The organism is Nocardia rhizosphaerihabitans, from assembly GCF_014646295.1.
Taxonomy (GTDB): domain Bacteria; phylum Actinomycetota; class Actinomycetes; order Mycobacteriales; family Mycobacteriaceae; genus Nocardia; species Nocardia rhizosphaerihabitans.
On the sequence record NZ_BMNE01000007.1, the window covers coordinates 268,049 to 287,713 of the forward strand.

Consider the following 19,665-nt stretch of genomic DNA (forward strand, 5'->3'; position numbering starts at 1 on the left):
GTTCACAGGTTCAGAAAGTCCGGCGATTCCGCAGGCGGGTGCTGATGTTCGGTCACCTGGCCGGTCACGGGATCCCACGAAAGCTCCATCTTGCAGTCCTGGCACTGTGCGGGGTCGAGCGGGGCGGCCGACCGGATCTGCGACGAGTGGATGTGGCCCAGCACGATCCCCTCGATGTCGCCGGTGTAGGCGAACCATTCGCCGCCACCGAATTTGACGGACTTCGGCGCTTCCGCGCTGCCGATGTAGTCCTCGGGATCGATGACGTCGAGCGGGGACAGCTCGAGTTCGAACAGGTAGATCGACTCCCCGTCGCGCAGCTGCCCGGCCATCTCCGGCGTCGCGGCCACCGACTTCGCCACCCGCTGATCCAGCGTGACCGACTGGAAGGCATCGGCGTCCTTGAGCCGCTCGAGGTCGCGGCTGCGCGCCTCGCTGTACGCGGGACGGGCGACCTTGTAGATCTCCGACCGCTGTGCCGGCGGGAGCTTGTCGAACGCTGTCACCGACAGCGCGTCCGCTTCGCCCAGCAGGCCGAGCTGCCTCGCCGCAGCCGTCAGATACGGCTCCAGAAGGTCGAACTCCGCGGTGCGCAGCTCTCCCGCGCGCTGGGTGACCAGGGTCTGATTGATGCGCGAGGCCCCCTGCTGTTCCTTCGTCGCGGCGGTTTTGTAGCTGGCGACCGGTTTCAGGGTGCCCCATGGCCGCATCGTCGATGTTCGTGAGAAGGGCCGGACATGGTTCGTGATCGCTTGGCTCAGTGGCGCATCGAAGATTTCACGGGGATCGAGCACACCCGGCCGACCGGCGCGGATCGCATCTTCGAGACCGGGGGCGGCGGTGGCCGCCCGCCAGGCGCGGCTGCTGAGACCGGTCTCGGCCTCGATCTGCTCGGCCGCTTCCTGCGTCAGCTTCAGCGCACGGTAGTACGTCGTTGTCCCCAGCGATTCCGAGAAGGCGTGCCGCATGTCGAACACGGATTCCTCGGTCCACTTCCGCGCTCGCACGAACTCCAGGAACGCGGGCCGGTACGTCTCCGAGACGACACCCGGATCGATCAGCAGTTGCCGGAAGTCACGGGTGGGGCCGAACTTCTGGTTGAGGCTGTCGAGGTCACCCAGAATCGCCGCGGCCTTGTCGCCGTAGCGCCGCCCGGCGTACTCGTCGTGATCGGTGATCCCGGTCGCGGCGTTCGCCAGCCAGGCACGACGATTCGGCTCCGAACTGTTGCGAAGAACCTCGAGCGCCCAGAGCGCTAAATCGTGCTGCGGCCTGCTGGGCGAGGTGAGCTCCCCCGTGGCGGAATCGAGGGACACCGTCGACTCGAATGCCTGTGCCAGTTCGTCTCCCGACTGCGACGTTCCGTACCCTTCCGCGGTCGGAACGGCCGTGTCCCAGCCGTACGCCGACCGCGCGCCCATCCCGACCGACGACAAACTCTCGAACTGGTTGAGGTACTGCAGGGGCACCTCGATGCCGTCGGCGAACCGGTGTTCGGGCAGCCACCAGAACGGGTCGATCAGGCGCACCGCGGTGACCTTCCCCGCCGCGTCGGTGACGACACCGGCGACCACGTGCGCGTGCTGATGCGTCAGGTCGGTGAAGGGGTGCCGTCGGCCCACCTCGAGCCGCCGGGTGGACAGGACCACGGTGTCGCCGCGGTCGAGCAGGTGCTTGATCCGATCCCCCGCCCATTGCGCGACCGGTGAACCGACCATCGGCGTCCCGGATTCCCACCGCCGCATCACCTCGAACAGCGGCGCCAACTGCTCGCCGAGCGGATCGGTCTCGACGAACCCCCACGATGCCTTCAGGAATTCGGCGAATCCGGCCGATGTTCGAGCGTCCTGGCGCGACAGCCAGTTCCAGAACGCGGCCGAGGCGTCCTCCTCGGACAGTCCGAGGGTGTCGATCCGTTCCATTTCCGCGGCCACGCGGTCCCACGTTGACAGGTCCGCCCAGCTGTTCATCCACGCCTGCCACTCGGACTCCAGGCTCAGCACCTCTTTCGCGAGCGTCGCATCGCCGAGGATGTCGGTCACCAGATCCACGCCGAGCGACATCGGATGCGCGAAACCCATGTCGTCCACGGCACGCTTGGACAGGGTGCGGCCCGAGCTGCCGGTGAGGACCGTCGGCCACAGCGCCGCGCCGGTGACGCCGGGCAGGCCGCCCTCGATCCCGGCGTATCCCTCGTGCTTACCGGTGTAGATCGCCCAGGCCTTCTCGATCACCGCGGGCCACAGCGGGTGACCGGCCTCGTGCGCCGCGTACGCCATGTCCGTGCCGACGGCGTAGAACCGGTCGTCCACCTCGATCCAGACCTCACGGCGGACCGGGTCGTCGAACGCCGAGGCGCGGGGCGCCGGACGCCCGCTCTCGTCGACGACCTCCTCGGTGAACCGCACTTTCCAGCCGCCGCCGTCGCGCGGCTGGATCATCGCCTGCACCCATATCGGATGTTTGGCGGCCAGGCCGATCAGGTCGGCCATCAGATAGCAGGTGCCGATGTCGCCCTGCTTCACATCGGTCGCGGCCGGAAGTCCACCGGCGCCGAACAGCGGGCCGGTCACCCGAATCAGTGCCGGTACGGTCACACCGGCGTCCACGAGCACCGACCGATCGACCGCGTGCCAGGTCGACACCTCGGTCCCGACGGCCTCCGCATACACCAGGACTCGGTCCGGTGTGCCCGTGTCCAGCCGCACCGCGACCCGCGACCCGGCCTCCAGTGGCACCAGCACCCCGTTCGACTCGAACTCCAGATCGGTGCGGATCTTGACGAGCGCGGCGGGCAGGAGGTCCTGGCTGTCCGCCTCGTACCGATGCGCCAGGATCGAGTCGGCGGCCGTCAACGGGACGTCCCGATCGGACAGGTCGTTCTGCGGCGACAGGACGGTGCGGTCCGCGCCGGTTCCCGCGAGGTCGAGCGCGCGATCGCCGACCACGACGCGGGCGTGCACCGGCCAGTATGCCGGGGTCGCGACCGCGTCCCAGCCGTGTGCGAACCGGGTGCCCGGCCCGGCGGAACTCAGCAGCAGGAACTGGTTGAGATGGCGCACCGACACGATGCGCGACGACACGACGCCGTTCGGGACGTCGATCCAATCGGTCGAGTCACGCAACTCCAAGGCGATCGCGCGACCGTTCTCGGTCACCACTCTCGTCACCGCGAGGCCGTGCCCGGCCAGCAATCCGGAGTGGGGGTGGACGTTTCCGCTCCGCACGAGGCGAGTGCCGACGGTGACGTTGTCGCCGCGCGCGAGCAGCGCGCTGATCCGATCGGCGACCCACTGGGTGAGCACCGAGGACTCGTCGAGTGGTTGGCCGGACTCCCACCGCGCCATTTCGGTGTGCAGCACCTCGAGCGCGGGAGCCAGCGCCGCGTACCGGTCGGCACGGAGCGTTTCGCGCAGGAAGGTCCGGAACCCCGCCGAGGTGTGCGCGTTGGTGCCATCGAGCCACTGGCGATACCGCGGTTCGTTCGGATCGATCGCGGAGTTCGTTCCGTGCAGCGAGTGCCACACGCTCCTGGCCCGGTCCCAGTTGGTGTGGTCGGCCCATTTGTTCATCCACTCGCGCCACGCGGGTTCCAGGTCGAGGATCTCCGCGGCCAGCTCGAGCGCGTCGCGGTGCGCGTTCTCGTCCGGCACACCGGGTACCACGATCAGCTCGGCGAGCGCGTCCTGTCCCAGGGTGAGCGGGTGGGCGAAATAGTGGTCGTCCATGGCGCGCGAGGGGACCAGCCTGCCGTGCCTGCCGGTCACGGTCGGCGGCTCGAACGCGGCGGCGGTGGCGGCGGCGCTGCCGCCTTCGATACCGACATAGCCGCGGTGGTCGCCGCCGCGGTACTTGGCCCACGCCTTCTCGATCACCATCGCCCACAGCGGCATCCCCGATTTACGTTGCGCGTAGGGACGTTCGGCGTCGTAGACATAGAAGTTCCGGTCGACCGAGATCCACACTTCCCGCCGGTGCAGGTCGTCGACCTGCTCGGTGAACCGCACATCGAACGTGCCGTCGTGCATATCCATGATCATGTCGTGGATCCAGTTCGGATGCTGCTGGGCGAGACCGATCAAATCCGCCATCAGGTAGCAGGTTCCGAACATCCCCTGCTCGACGTCGAGCACCGAGGGCAGCCGGTCGGGGTCGAACAGGAGATTGTCCATCCGGACGACCTGCGGCACTTCGACTCCGCGTCCGGTCACCGCGTCCTTGTCGAACTGGTGCCACTGCGGCGTGGAGTTCTGTTCCGAAGCGGCCCAGAGCCATACGTGGTTGTCGTGCACCCTCAAGGGGACTCGCGCCTTGCCCGGCAAGCGCACCCGGTGACCGCTGTAGGCGTCGAGCGAGAAGCCTTGGCGCGGAATGTCGGTCGCGGCCGATGGCAGCGCGAACTCCGATGCGGGCGGCGCGGTGGCGACGACCGGGGCGATCGGCGCCACGACAGTCGGTCGGGTGGACCGCCGAATGGGCGGAGCCACCGGCTGATTCGTCGACAGTTCGACGACCGACATCGTCGACGGCGCCTGGCTGGGGCGGGTCGCGCGGTTCGGGACCGGCGGCGCCCCCTGGTCCGCACCGAAGCCGATGCGCTGGGTGGGCAGGTAGTCGTGGCCGTGCGCTCCCCAGCTGCCCGGTCCGGCGGACGAGAGCATGAGGAAGGCGTTGAGATGGGTCTGGGTCACGGTGATGAACGCGGCCGGGTCGTACATGCTCCGACCCGGATCGACAACGACGACGCCGGTGACATGTCCGGTCGCCGCATCGGTTTCCACACCGAGCACGGTGTAGGCGTGGCCGCTCAGCAAGCCGAGGTTGCCTGGCGCGTCCTGGTCGAGATCACCCCTGGTGCCGAGGACGACCGCGTCGCCGTGATCGACGAGGTAGCCGATGCGGTCGAGTGCCCACTGGGTGAGCGCCGTTCCCGTCGGCTGGGGACGGCCGGATTCCCAGTCCCGCATGGCGTCCCACAGCGCGGTCGCCCGCAGCAGCCGATCGAAGCTCGTGGGGTCCATCGTGGACCGGAGGAAGGCCCGGAAGCCCTCGGCCACATAGGGATTGTGTTCCGGACCCGCCTGGGTCTGGTTCTTGATGCGATCGCGCCATGCCTGCTCCAGCTGGAGGACGTCGCGGGCGAGCGCCGAGCTGCCGACCAGGGCGGCCAGCGCGTCCTGCCCCATCGTCATCGGGTGGGCGTACCCGAGATCATCGGTCGCCCGGAGTCGTGATGGCCGTCCGATCGAGTTCCACGCGTGCATCGGAGCCAGGATCGCCGCAGTGGCCGCCGCGGTGCCGCCGCTGATACCGGCGTAACCCCGATCGCCGCCGACATAGATCGCCAGCGCCTTCTCGATCACGACCGCCCACAGCGGCCGCCCCGGCTCGTGGACGCCGTAGGCCAGGCGCTGGTCCGCGCCGGATCCGACCGCGTAGAACCGCCGGTCGACCGGGATCCAGATGTACCCGGTGGGTCCACTGAACCGCACCGCGAAGCCGCCGTCGCGTTCCTCGACCATCTGCTGGATCCAGTCCGGGTGGGTGGTGGTGAGGCTGCGGAGCAGACTCTGCAGATAGCAGGTGCCGAGCCCGATCTGCCCGGTCTCGTGCGCGTACGGCAGCCCGTCCTGCCCGAACAGGTCACCGAGGACCCGGACGACGTGCGGCACTGCCAAGCCCGCGGTGGCGAGGTCCGCTTCCGCAACCAGCTGCCACTGCGCCTGCCGCTCGTGCTTGATCCACACGTGGTCGGGGTAGCTCGTGGTGCGGCGGGCGGCGATGCGGGTACCCGCGGCGAGGTGCAGCGGTCCGGTCGCGGTCGGCAGGGTGACTCCGGTGGGCGGTACCAGGATGTCGGCGGCGGGCAGCTGACCGTCGGCGCCGGGCTCGTCGAGGGTCGTCGGTGTCACCGCCGCCGGATAGGTCTGTGGTGCGGCGGGATTCAGCTCGGGTCCGATCGGCACGCCGTGGGCGTTCTCGATGATCGGCAGCGTGAAGCGTTTGCCGAGTTCGGTGTTCGAGTACACGTACCCCTGGTCCGCCAGCTCCTGCCGGGTCAGCTGGATCGTGATGCCGCGACCCGCGTCGTAGAGCGTCAGTTGTGCGTCGGGGTCGTTCTCCGCGGCATCGGTCCACACGATCAGCAGCTGCGCCCGCTCCCATTCCGTCTGGTCATCGGTCGTGGTCGTGGTCGGCTCGGGCGCCGCGGGCGCGCCGTCGGTGACCGTGCTCAGCCACATCGCCACCCGACTGTCGCGTTCGGCGTCGACGTCTGCCGCGGGGATCCAGCTTCCGGCGTCGGTGTCGTACTCCCGGTCGTACAGGCTGAGCTGCACATCGTGCTGGTCCTCGGCTTTGCGCACCGCGGCAACGGCTTCCAGCAGCAGCAGCGGCCAGATCGGGTCGGTGGCCGTGCCGGTGAAGTCCATGGTGGTGAAGCGGTCGACCCGGACCCAGCGGGGACGCCCACGCACCATCAGCAGCACCCCGAAATCCCGATCCAAGGAGGTGAACATCGAGACGAGGCGCTTCCGGTGGGTGGTGACGAGGTCCCGAAGTTGCTCCAGCACCGCGGAATCGGGGGCGAGATCGATGTGTGCCAAGTCGTCGATCGATGGACCGGTGGTGGCGAACACCCGGTGGGCGAGTCGACGCAGCGGGCGCAGACCGAGCCGGTCGGCTTGGTCAGCGGCCACCGACACCGGGGCGGCGGCGCCGCGGTACAGCAGCACCCGGTCCGGTGCCGCGGGGTCCTGCTCGACGCGAACGAGTTCGTCGACCGCCAGCGTGATCGGACCGGTCGACGTCGGCAAGGTCAGTTCCCGCGCGAACCGCCCGTTGGCCGCGTCCAGGCGGTAGCCGTCGCTGTGCAGGGCGCGGCCGGTTACCCAGCCGGTCCCGTCCGCCCCGGTGACAAAGTAGGACCGCTCACCGTTGTCGTCGACGCGTACACGCGTCGACAGAGCGCGGTGCCGCAGGATTCCCCCCGGCAACGGTCGCAGCGTGGTCCCCGCCTCCGTGGTGATGGTGGGCAGATCGCGCGGCCACACGCGGGAACCCTTGGTCTGCAACGCCGTCTCGACCAGCTGACTCGTCGCGCCGTCGGGGGCGATCGGGAGCGGTCGACGCGCCGCGGTGCCGAGCGGCGCGGCCGCCTGCTCCGACGTCGGCCTGCTGCCCCGCCAGTCCTGCTCGATCCAGCCCGGTTCGCTCGGGGTGCGCCCGGAGCCGATGTAACGCAGGTGTCGGAAGTCCTCGGCCACCAGCATTCTCGGCATGACCGGCCCGGCACTGCCGGGCTGCCCGCGCATCAGGTACAGCAGCGCGCTGCCGTTGTGCTGCGACATGTCGAACCCGTACTCGCCGTTCGCGTCGGCCAGCACGGTGAGCACGCCCGCCCGCACCTCGATCCACGCCGAGGCGGCGGCCCGGCCCGCGCCGAGCAGCGACGCGGGGGTGATCGTCTTGCCGTCGAATTCGCCCGACGGGACGGCCCACATGTTGCCGCGCTCGTCCATCACCAGGATGGCGCGCCGGTTCATCGGCGACGACGTCAGGTGAGTCGGCTGCTGGTGGCCACCATTCAGGTTCGCCGACCACCGGGTGTCGAAGAGGCTGCCGTCGGATCGGTACAGCAGGCCGTCGGGTCCGACGACGAGGCGACGCTTCTCGTGCAGGCCGATGTCGACCGGCGGGGCGGTCACCTCGGGCAGCGGCGCGACACCGGCGAGCACGATCTCGTCGGCGGCGGTCCGGCGCTCGGGCACCGGGACGGAAGTACCGGCGAAGACGGGCCGACCGGAGGCGGGAGTGACGCCCGATTCCGGTCCGTGCTGCTGCGCGGCGAGTTCCGTGCCGTAGTCGGGCACTGCCCGCAGTGATTCCATCGCGCGCGCGAGTTCCGTCGCCTGCGCCGCCGTGGTGTCCTCGGTCGGCGCGGCGAAGACGTCGTCCTGCTCCGCGAGCAGGGTGTCGAGTCCGGTCAACGACACCACCCGACCGTGCTGCGGTGCCATTTCGATGTGGCCGAGCAGGAATTCGGTCACCTGATGGTCGCTGATCAATCCGTCGATCCCGCGCGCGTCGAGCACGACCGGTCGGCCGTCGAAATCGAGCACCCCGACCTGTCCCGCAGGACCACTGTGTAGAACGAACAGATGCCGCGTGCCCGTGCCGAGCAGCATGATCTCCGCCCGACGGGCAGGCCGCCACTGCGCCACCGCCCCGGAGAAATCGGACCAGTCCCCGTCGAACCACTGATCGATAGCGTTCTCCCACAGCGGCGCATCGTGGTCCGCGGATACGCGCGCGGAACTCGCCGGAATCGGTGGCAGCTCCTTGTCGAACCAGGGTGCCACGGTATGCGGGGCCTTCGGGGTGCGCGGAACTCCGGCCAGGACCGCGAGCAGCCGTCGCACGGCGGCGCCGACCACGCGGCGCGTCCCCTGACGCTGTGGTGTCCCGCTCGGGTGCACCTGCCCCCTGCCCGACGGCTGCGCGGACACCGTCGCGAGGTTGTAGTGGCCCCCGGCCACCTCCCGCCGGAGCAGGTAGTGCCGTGCACTGGATCCGGTGGCCGCGTGCGTCTCGACGATGTTCCCTGCGTCGTCCATCACCGCCAGGTCGATGCCGTACCGCCGGGCGGCGGCCACGACCAGGAAGTCGGCGGCATCATTGGCGTACGTCCCGTCCCGCCGCAACGCGGTGACATCGTCGAGGAACTTCTGTGCGCGAGATACCCCCTCCTCGACGGCGACGAAGTGCTCGAATTCGGCGCGCCGGTCGAGCAGATAGTCGACGAGATCCGCGCGGATGGTCGCGTGATCCTGGCCGATGATGGCGGAAACGGCACGGAAGAAGCAGTTTCCGTCGGCCGCGATGGTGGTGACGCGCGCGTCGGCGGGCAGCTGCCGAAGCTGGTCACCGGTGGGGGCGAAGTCGATCGCCGCGGTGTCGATGCCGAGGATCTCCGCGAATCGTGTTCGCTCGTACGCCTTCCGCACGAGATGCGGCCACACCGGGCGACCGTCCTCGACCACCGGCCGACCATCGGCATCCGGATGCAGCAGGCGGTCCACTTCCACCAGCACCGGACCGGTGCTGTCGGCGATCATGATCCGGTAGCGGCTCGCCGTGGCCCGGTCCTCGGTGTCGGCCATCGCGAACATGTCCACGATCGCGCCCGGATCCCGTCGCGCCAGCTCCCGCAGCTGCTCGGTGAACTCCTTGTCGCCCAACAACTCCGGGACGTCCTCGGCTGCGGGCCCCTCCGGCCCCCACAGTGGGTCATCGATCGGCTGTGCCGGGTACAGCCCGAACGCGGCGGCGTGTTCGGCCGACATCAGCCACGCGTCACCGCCGGTGACCGGCTTGACCTCCACCAGCGCCGGATCATCGGCCCGCCGCACCGCGTAGCGCTGACCGTCCACCAGTCCGCGATCGCGAAGAATTCCGCCCTCCGGCACCCGCACGCGCGGCGGTGTCGGCACGGCCACCAGGGTTTCCCGGTCGATCACCGCGTCCACCGGCGCGACGAACGCGGGCCGCACCCACTCGTCGAGCAAGCCGGTGAACGACACCACCCGCCTGGTCACGTCGTACTGCGGGGCCAGCTCGATGCGGCCGACCCGGAATTCGGTCAGCCGGTGGTCGCTGATCAGCCCGCCGATGCCACGCTCGTCCAGCGCGACCGGCCTGCCCTGGAAATCCAGCGCCTCGATCCGGCCCGCCCGGCCGCGGTGCAGCACGAACAGCTGCTGCGCCGAGGTACCGAGCAGCATGATGTCGGCCGGATCCGCGGGCCGCCACTCGGTGACCGCAGCGGTCTGCACGGTCCACGCGCCGTCGAACCACTGCTCCACCGCGACCGCCCATTCCGGCGCGATCGGGGCAGGCTCGAGCACTTCACTCGTCGGCCGGGCCGCGGCGTTCACGCTCTGATCGGGCCGTGCGCCGGACGCGAACATGGTGCCCGCACCGGTCGAGCTGAGCGTGCGGAACAGGTTCAGTTCGCCGAGCGGAACCTGGAGGACCGTACCGGGGCGGCGGGGATCAACCACTTCGACGAAGGTGTCCGTTCCGGACCGCAGGACGCGGCGCACCGAGTAGCCGTGGCTCGAAACGACCGGTGCCGTCGGGTGATACGTGCGTGCGATGTTCGACCTGGTGCCGAGAGAGACGGTATCGCCCCGCGACAGTAGGAACTCGATGCGCGCGGCCAGCCACTGCGCCACCGTGGTGTCGGCCAGCCTGGTGTTCGCGAACCAGGCGGACAGGTGCTGTTCGACGGCGCCGCTCGCGGCCCGCCACTGCTTGCCGAGGCGGGTGACGAAGCCGACCCGATTGTCGTCGTTGGTCCAGGCCGACAGTGCCTCCAGCACCGCGTCGACCGTGCCGTTGTCGCCCAGCCGCGCGATCAGGTCCGCGCGGGTGATCGCCGACAGCGGCACCGACGCCAGCTCGGGGCTGTCCAGCGCCGCGCGGACGCGCTTCAGCTCGGCTTTCACGTGGTTCAGCGCCAGTGTCTTGAAGGCGGCGCCGAGATCGTCCTGCGCGAGCTGCGCGGTGCGGAATTCGTGCTCCCAGTCCTGCATCATCCGCACGAATCCCGCACTGCCCGCGATGTCGATCATGGTGTCGTAGTCGACCAGGAACGGCATGCGCGTCAAGCTGAGACGTTCGCTCGCGGAAGGCTGGCTGCGGCCCGCGGTCCCCGGCAGCACCGGCGGACGCAGCGTCGCCCCGGCAGCGGCCGAATTGCCACCGTGGATGCCCTGGTAGCCGGCCGCGCCGCCGCGCAGGATCGCGAAGGCCTTTTCGACCAGTGCGGGCCAGAACGGCTGATCCGGGTTCTGTACCGCGTAGATCATCGTGCCGTCGGTGCCGCGATGGTAGAAGGTGTCGTCGACCCGGACCCACACCCAGGCGTGCGTCTGTTCGTCGTAGAAGCGCACGTCGTACATGCCGTCGAGGTCCTCGACCGGCTTGATCATGTCGGTGATCAAGCCGGGGTGGTCGGTGGCCATCCCGATCAGCGGGGCGATCAGATAGCAGTCACCGAGGCGGCCCTGCTTGGCGTCGCCCGGCTGTGGCAGTCCCGTCGGGCCGTACAGCGGCCCGCGCGCGCGTTCGGCCTTGACGTCGAGTCGCGTGGGTTCCACCGCGTACCAACCGAATTCCGGTCCCGCGTGCACCGCCATCGAGTAGCGGGGCTCGCCGGAATGCGGCCGCGCCCGGAATGCCTTGCCGGGCAGTTCGACAACGGCGCCCGCGGCATCGACGACCCAGCCCAGACTGTGCGGGCTCGGCGGGATAATGGGCCGCAACAGCTCCTGACCATCCGCGCGATTGAGCCGACGGCCGGGCACGAAGGCGCCGGCGACCATCTCGGGCGTCAGGACGGCGGTGCGGCCGTCCGGAAGCTGTATTCGGACATGGCCGTCCGCTTCCCGAGCGAGCACGGGCAGCGACCTCGCCGTGCGGATGGCGACCAGACGCTGTTCGCTGTCGCTGACCAGCAGCGTTCCCGGCACGGCCGCGATGTGTGCCGTGGTGACCGGCATCGGCCATTCCATGCCGGCGGGCGCGCTCTCGGCCGAGCCATCCGGTACCGGAATCGCCGCCCGCTCGAAGGCCGCGCTCTCCACCTCCGGAGTGTCGAACAGCGCGGCCAGTTCGCCCTCGTCGAGCAGATCGGCGATCGGATGCGGCGGACCCACCGTGACCGGACCACTCACGGGCAGTGGCGCGCCGAGCAGGGGCGTGCTGGTGCCGGGCAGCTCCTCGACCAGTGCCGGGTGAACCACCGTCTCCGTATCTTGCTGTGCTGGTTCGTCTTCGAGTCCGGCGGCGACGTCGTCCTCGTCGACACCCTCCGGTGCGAAAAGCCCGTCGTTGACCAGAGCCGCGGCCCAGTTACCGATCGACCGGGAATTCTTCAGTTCGTCGATCGCCGCCGCGTCCCCGATGGTCCTGGCCGCCAGGTGCGCCGCGAGCACGGCGTACGGCCAGATCGGGGTGGTGGCGAGATCGGTCACCGCGGGATCGGCTGGGACGACCGTCGAGCGGTCCACCCGAACCCATTGCCGCTCACCGGATACCAGTACGGCCACGTCCACGTGGCTCAGGTTCCCGTCGCGGTCGAGGACCGGGCGCAGCATCGTCGTGATGGCCGCCGGGTCGGCGACGAGCTCGCGCAACTGCCGGACGGCTGCCCAATCCGGCAGGCCCGCAAGGTCTTCGACGACCGGACCGCGAGCACCGTAGAGTTCACCGCCGAGCTGCTGGGGCAGGCGGATACCGACCCGGTGCGCCTCGGCCGTCGCGATCGTGTACGTCTCCTTGCCTGCGCGTACCGAGATGTAGTCCGGCAGTTGCGGATGCGGTTCGGCCACCACGGTCTGATGCTCGAACAGCACGATGTCGCCCGCGTCCAGCGTCTGGACGGTCACCGCGCGCGCATACCACCCGTTCGCCGCGTCCCAGCGATATCCCTTCTCGGCCAGTGCGGCGACAGGGACGCGCAGGGGGCCGTTCGGTCCGGACAGCGCGACGTGCCCGGCCTGCTCGTCCACGGTTCCGGCGACCAGCAGGATTCCGCCCTCGAACGGTGGCCACACCCGCGTCCCCGCACCGAACCGCTGGACCAGCGGCGGGAATTCGAAGGCAAGCCGGGAACCGGGCGAGGTCAGCACCGGTATCCCCGCGTCCACCGGGCCGCTCGACGGCCGCGGCAGCGCCATCTCGACGTCCGCCGCGAACTGCGCCGGCGGAAACTGCGGTGCGACCGCGGTCACCGGCTGGGTGGAGCCCGGATTCCTCGGCGCCGGTTCATCATCGGACGGTGCGTGGAACGCCTGCGTCAACAGGGAGGGCGCAGCGCGCGGGGCGGTGTGCACCGGCACCCCGATCCCCGTTTCGTAGGCGCGCACCGCGCCGACCGCCTCCAGGACCAGCAGCGGCCACGACGGCGTCGCGTCGGACATCGCGGCCTGGATCACCGTGGATCGGTCCACCCGCACCCAGCGCGGTTGCCCGGCCACGGTCAGCAGCACATCGATGCCGATAACATTGCTGTTGCCGACGAGCACCCGGCCGCCCTGGCCCAGCACGTTGCCGTGCTTGTCGACGTGGTTCGGGAAGATCGCGGTGGCGATCCCGTCGACCGTCCTGAGTGCGCCGCCGTCGACGACGACGTAGCGGACCATGTTCAGGATGTTCACCGGATTCGTCGCGCGCGCACGCAACTCCGCGACCTCGGGCCAGTCCTGCAGCCCGGCGAGGTCGTCGACCGTTGGCCCGCGTCGGCCGAAGATCGGCCGGTCCAGTCGGCGCGCCCGCCGCAACCCGGCGGCCGCCGCCTGGTCCTCGGCGACCCACAGCGGCTCGCCCTCGTTGCGGAGCAGGATCTGGCCCGGCCGGGTCTGCGGCGACGGGTCGACCACGACGGGCAGCTGCGAGACCAGCACCTGCGCACCGGAAGGCAGCGTCAGCGCACCGGAGACCCGTGTGCCGCCGGGCCGGACGAGCCCGAACTGCGCGGCCACCCGCTCATCGATCCAGTGGCGCCGATCGCCGACGTGCAGCAGCACGTGGCCGGGGAACGGCCGCGGGTCGACGACGACCCGCTGATGCTCGAACACCAACTCCCCGTTGGGCAGTGGGATCGCTCTGGCCAGCCACTCGTGCACCGGGTCCCAGTGGTAGCCGTGCGCGGCGAGCGTCGCCATCGGCACATCGACGGTCCCGCTCAGACCGGTGACCCGTGCCGTGTCGGTGCCGTCGGGGCGCAGGAACCTCGCCTGGAGCGACAGGACGCCGCCGTCGAACGGTTCGACGACCGATCCATCCGCCGCCACCAGTGGCGCGTACCCGTACACGACCCTGGTCCCCAGCCCGATCGGTGCGAGCACCGGCCCGATCGGCGTCCCGTTGTGCGGGCCGAGCGGATTCGACGCGGCCACCGCCGCGGGCAGCGCGGCGTGGTCGACAACGGCATCGAGGACAAAATTGGGCGGCGTGATCTGCTCGATCGGGAGGGGCGCGAACAGTTCCTGGTCGTCGTAGGCGGCGAGGTCGGTGTCGTCGTCGATGTCGTCCCGCGTGGCCTCGTAGGCCTCGAGCACGAAGGCGGGCCAGGTCGGATGACCGGCCCAGGTCCCGTCCCGCGCCGGCCCCGGCAGCGCGGTCACACCGTTGACCCGCACCCACTGCGGCCTGCCCTGCACCAGCAGGTGGACCGTGGCTGTCGTGCCGTCGTCGTCGACGCGGATCAGCTCGCGCAGCCGGTTCGGTTCCTCGGCCGCCACCTGCCGCAACTGGTTCACCGCAGGCGAATCCGGCAGGTGCGTCAGGTGATCGGCCAGCGGACCGACCGCATCGGGCCACGGCGCACCACGGAGTCGGCTGAAGGCGGGCAATCCGAGGCGGGCCAGTTCGACGCGATCGACCGTCACCAGGTCGCCGTCGACATCGAGGCGTTCCAGCTGGACGGCGCCACTGCCGATCGGTGTCGGCAGGACCCGTTCGTACCCGAACACGACCTCGGTGCGGGTCGCACCCGGCCGCCGGATCGGATAGCTGCGGACGTACTCCACCGGGGCGTCCGAGGTCGTCGTCCCCGCCGGGACCAGCGGAATCGGTCCGGCGTCATCGGTTTCGATGCTTTCGGTGAAGTCGAAGTGCACGACCGACTGCCAGGAGGCGTCCTGGTTTTCGAGCACGCGGGCGGCGGCCAGCGCCTCGAGGAACAGCGCACCCCAGACCGGCGTGTTCGCCTGCTCGGTCGGTGGGAGCGCCGTCGAGCGCTGCACCCGGATCCAGGTCGGTGTCCCCGACACGGGGAGCAGAACGTCCAATCCGACGGCGCGGGTGGCGGATTCGGACTTCTCGACGACCGGGCGCAGCAGGCGCTCGAGCGCCGCCGGGTCGGCGGCCAGGTTCCGCAGGTGCCGCACCACCGGCCACTGCGGCAGGTGCCGCAAGTCCTCGACGAGCGGGCGCCCGGTCGGACCGAACAGCGGACCATCGAGGTCACGCGCGGCGAGCAGGCCGAGCGGTGTCGCCGCCACCTCGGCGATCGGCGCCCTGGCGAAGTCGGTGAAATCCGCGGACGGCACGACGATCTGCGACCCGTACCGGTCGACGATAGCTGTCACCAGCTGGTGCGGAACCGGGAAGCCGAATTCGTCGAGGTACTGGTCCAACGGCGCGAGTTCCTCGGCCCGGTACTCCGGCGGTGTGAGGTCGTCGGCCGGGTACTGCGGCGGCGCAGGGGCGGCCGTGCGCAGAGGCCGGTCGGCCTGGTCATAGACGGAGAGCACGAGGAACTGGTTGAAATAGTGTGCGGGGACAGTGGTTTCGCGCCCGGTGTCATCGGTCAGCAGTACCGCGGTGACCCGGTTGGTGTCGTCGAGGAAGACTTTCGACACCTCGTAACGGTAGTCGCCGAGCAGCCCGCTTTCGGTGGGACTGTTGGGCCAGGCCGGCCGGGTGCTCACGATCAGCGCGCGGCTGTGTTCGAACAGCTGGTGCAGCCGCGAGCCGACCGAGTCCCGCAGGGCGGAAAGGCTGACCGGCGCATCGGTGTCCCACTCCGACATCGCGTCGAGCAGTCGCGGCCACGACGAGTCGTACATCGCCTGGTGCTCGGTGCCGACGAATTGCTCCTCCAGGAATGCGCGGAAGCCGGCGGTGGTGGAGACGTCGTTGACGCGCATCCAGTGCGCGAACTCCTCCCGGGTCAGATTCGCGGTCAGCGCGTCGAACAGTGCGGGCCAGCGCGCCGATACGGCCTCGCCGTAGGACAGCAGGCGGGTACGCAGTTGCCGCAGTGGCTGTCGTAGCACCGGCTGCTCAGCCGTCGAGATGGCCAGCTCCACTTCGAAGCGATGCTGGTCGGCGATGTCGCCGCCTTGTTGCAGCCAGGCGAGGACGACGTCGACGGAGTTTTCCGGGGCGCGAGCCGCGGCCCGTGCGGCCCGCACGGCTTCCCACACAGCGAAGTCGGGCACCACCGTCTGCCGGCGCTCCCAGTCGTGCCGAAGGCCCGAGATCACCTCGGCCGCGTCGGCATTGCCGAGCGCTGCCGCGAGCGCGGACTCGCTCAGGTTCATCGGGTGCTCGTCGACACGGTGCACGGCGCCCCGAGTAGGTCGCCACGAGCCCGCGGGCGTCCATTCGCCCGCCGGACGTAGCGCGTTGACCACGCTGTACCGGTTACCGCGCAGGGCGCCCTGGATATGCGGCCCGGACTCCTCCGTACTCAGCAGCGTCTGCCAAGCCTTCTCGACCACGAGCGGCCACAGCGGTCGATCCGGTCGGTGCGCGCCGTAGGCCATCGCGCCGTCGTAGGCGGGGAACTGGCGGTCCACGGCGACGCGGATCGCACGGCCGTCGGGGCCGGTGAACCGCACCTCGTACGCGCCGTCGAGGCGCTCGCGGACCATGCGGCGCACCCAGCCGGGACGTTCGCGGGCCAGCTCACGCAGCTGGGCGGACAGATGCTGGTCGCCGGCATGCCGACGATCGTTGTCCCGCAGCACATCCTGCTCACCGGGGACACCGGTGAACAGGCGGCGCGTGACCGGCATCGAGACCAGCACGGGCACGGGAAGGCCGGGGTCGGCGGCGGGGAGCCCGTGGAGTGCGCGGTTGACCGGTTGGTCGATGCGGCGGGTGGGCCGGTCGTGGATCTCGCCCGGATTCGTGTGCCACCGATGGTCGTGGACTTCGAGCGTGTGCGGCGGCGGGGCCGCGCCGCCGCGCTCGAGCACGGTCCTGACGCCGTGGAATCGCGACACCGCCGAAGCCAGCCGCTGCTTGCCGTCCGCCGACGTGTCCTTCGCCCAATTCAGCGCGGATGCGGTCGATTCGGGCCCGAACGCCCCGTCGTGCGCCATCCAGACGACGACGGCCGTACTCGCGGCGAGACTGTCGTGTTCGGCGGCGGTGTACAGGTCTATCCCGGTCCGCAGGCCCCGCCACTGCTGCGGCAGCCCTGCCGGTCGCTGGCTGGGCACATGCCACGCCACCGTCTCGGCCCGGTCGGCGTCGCCGTAGCTGAGGATCATCGAGCCCGCACCGTCGAACGCCTGTGGCCGGCAACTCAGCAGGTACACCGGCGGCGCGGCGATGCCGGAGAGCTCGGCGCCGCGGCGCGCGTATTCCTCGGCCTGGGCGAGTCCCCGGATCGCCTGCGACACAAACAGGTGCAGCTTGCGCTCACCGGCGGTGAGTTGGCGATCACTCCGGACACGGGCGAGCCGGTCCAGTTCCGCGGTCAGGTAGCCACGGTTCATCTCGTCGCGGACGGCGGCCGGGATGCCCGCCAGGTCGCGCAGCATGTGATGCTTGGTGGTCAGGCGGTATCGCGCGTCCTGCGGCAGTTCGGCGAAACGCAGCTCGTTCCACCACCGCTCGCCGTGCGCGGTCCACCATTCCAGGGTCTTCTCGGCGCGCTGGACCGAACTCGGCAGGAGGCCGAATCCGGGCAGCGCGGGCGGGGCGGTGAACTGCGTGGTCGCCCCCGCCGCGGGTCGGCGCCGGAACGGGTTGGACACACCGAGCAGATCCCCCGCGGGTGTCCGCGCGGCCACCGTGGACGACGACGCTGCGGTGACGTTCGCGGCGCCGAAGGCGAACAGCGTGCCCGCGCCCGCGGCGCTGATCGTGGTGAACTGGTTGAGTTCGTCGATCGGGACCCCGATTTCGCGGTCGTGTTGCGGGTCGCGGATCACCACGCGCGTGGTCGCGCCGGATCGGTCCACCCGGACCACCGAGTAGGCGTGTTTGGCGGTCAGCACGCTGCTCGGATGGTAGGTGGCAGTGTCGAAGGCGGCCTTGGTACCCAGGCTGACGGTGTCGCCGCGCCGGACCAGATGGTCGATGCGGTCGGCCATCCACTGCGCGACGGTCGTGTCGGACAGCTTGGTGTCCGATTTCCAGGCGTCGAGATGCTGTTCGAGTGCCCGCCGCGGGCCCTGCCACTGCTCGGTCAGGAACGCGCTGAAGCTGTTGTGGCCCAGCGCATCGTCGGCGGCGTCCCAGCCGGCCAGCACCTCGAGCACCGCATCGGCCAGCCCGTCGCCGCCGAGGATCTCCGCGACCGCGGCGCGGTCCAGGTCGGCCAGCTCCGATGGACGCACCTGTGCCCGGCGCAGCCGGTCGCCCGCGCGGGTCGCGGCTGTCTTGACTTCCTTGTCGAGGAACACCAGGAATTTGTCCCTGGTCTGGGCCCCCGTGCCGCGGCCGAGCGCGGCGAACCGGGACTCGGCGTCGAGGACCATCCGCGCGAAGCCCGACCGGCCGAGCAGTTCGGCGAGGGTGTCGCGGTCGAGCTGGAACGGATCGGCGAACATCGGCTCGTCGACCGCGCGGGTCGGTTGGGCGCGTCCGGTCTTGGGTCCGGGCAGCGTCGGCGGCCGCAGCATCGCGGCGGTCTTTCCCGGCATCCCGAGGTCGAGCCCGTGGTACCCGTGCTCGCCGCCGTGGAACACCGCCCACGCCTTTTCGATCACCGCCGCCCACAGCGGCTGGTCGGCACCGTGCACCGCGTAGGTCATGGTCCCGTCGGCGTTCACATAGAAGGTGTCGTCGACGGTCACCCACACCCAGTCCGCGGTCTCGGGGTCGTAGAACCGGACCCGGTACACCGGCTGACCGTCGACGACGGCCGGGGCGATCATGTCGGTGATCAGGCTCGGCGTGTTCGAGGCCATGCCGAGCAGGTTCGCGAACAGGTAGCAGTCCGCGGCCGAGCCCTGCAACACATCGGCGGGCCGGGGCACGTCGACATCGCTCGGGTACAGCGGACCCTGCGCCCGGCGCGACCGGGCGCTGCTGCGGTCGGCGTCGACCCGCAACCAGCCCACCGCCGGTCCACCGAAAACCTCCATGCGGGAACGGCTTTCGTCGGCATTGCGATATGGCCGGACGAACATCGGCCCATCGGGCATGACCTGCGCGTTGCTGTCGGCGTCGAAGGCGACGATGCCCGACACCTTCGGCACGAGCTGGAGCGACCCGGCGGCCGAACGGACCTGGTCGAACGCCGCCGCGATCAGTGTGTTCGGCAGCAGCACCCGACCGGCGCCCGGCACGTCGACCTCGCGGAACGAGGCATCGACGTTGTCGTCGACATCCAGGTGCTGCCCCGGCGCCACCGGCACCAGGTGCCCGGTGACATCGCTGACCAGCAACCCCGGATTGTCGATCTCGGTGACGGTGACCGGCATGACCGGTTTCGTCGCCGCGGGCGGTTCGGGCAGGGCGAGGCCGGAACCGTGCACGGCCGCATCGAATTCCGATTGCGCGGACCGATGGTCGTTGTGCTCCGCGTTCCCGCTGACGGGAGCGAGGACCGCCGGGCTGGTGACGGCCGGATCGATCGGGGCCAGGGTCGCCGAGGTGGTCGACATCGGGAGCCGGACGCTGTCCGCCAGCTGCTTGGCGGCATTGCGCGCCTGCAGATCCGGCACCGCGTCGTGCAGGACGTTCTCCGCCGCCTCCCGCTCGAGCAGGGCCGCATGGCGAGCGCGGGCCGCCGCCTCCTCGGCTGCTTGCGCCGCCTCCAACGCGGCGTGCGTCTCGCGCACCGCCCCGGCGGCGTCGCGGGCAACCTGCGCCGCATCGCGGGCGGCCTGGGCGGCCCGGTCGGCGGCCGCC

Annotated in this window: 1 protein-coding gene; it reads right to left on the reverse strand. The window is 70.3% G+C overall.

Annotated features, from left to right (window positions below):
* Nucleotides 1–2: 2 nt before the first annotated feature.
* Nucleotides 3–19,574: a C2 family cysteine protease gene (locus tag IEY60_RS28225; RefSeq protein WP_229740192.1), complete on the reverse strand. Its 19,572-nt coding sequence runs from the start codon at nt 19,572–19,574 to the stop codon at nt 3–5.
* Nucleotides 19,575–19,665 lie beyond the last annotated feature (91 nt).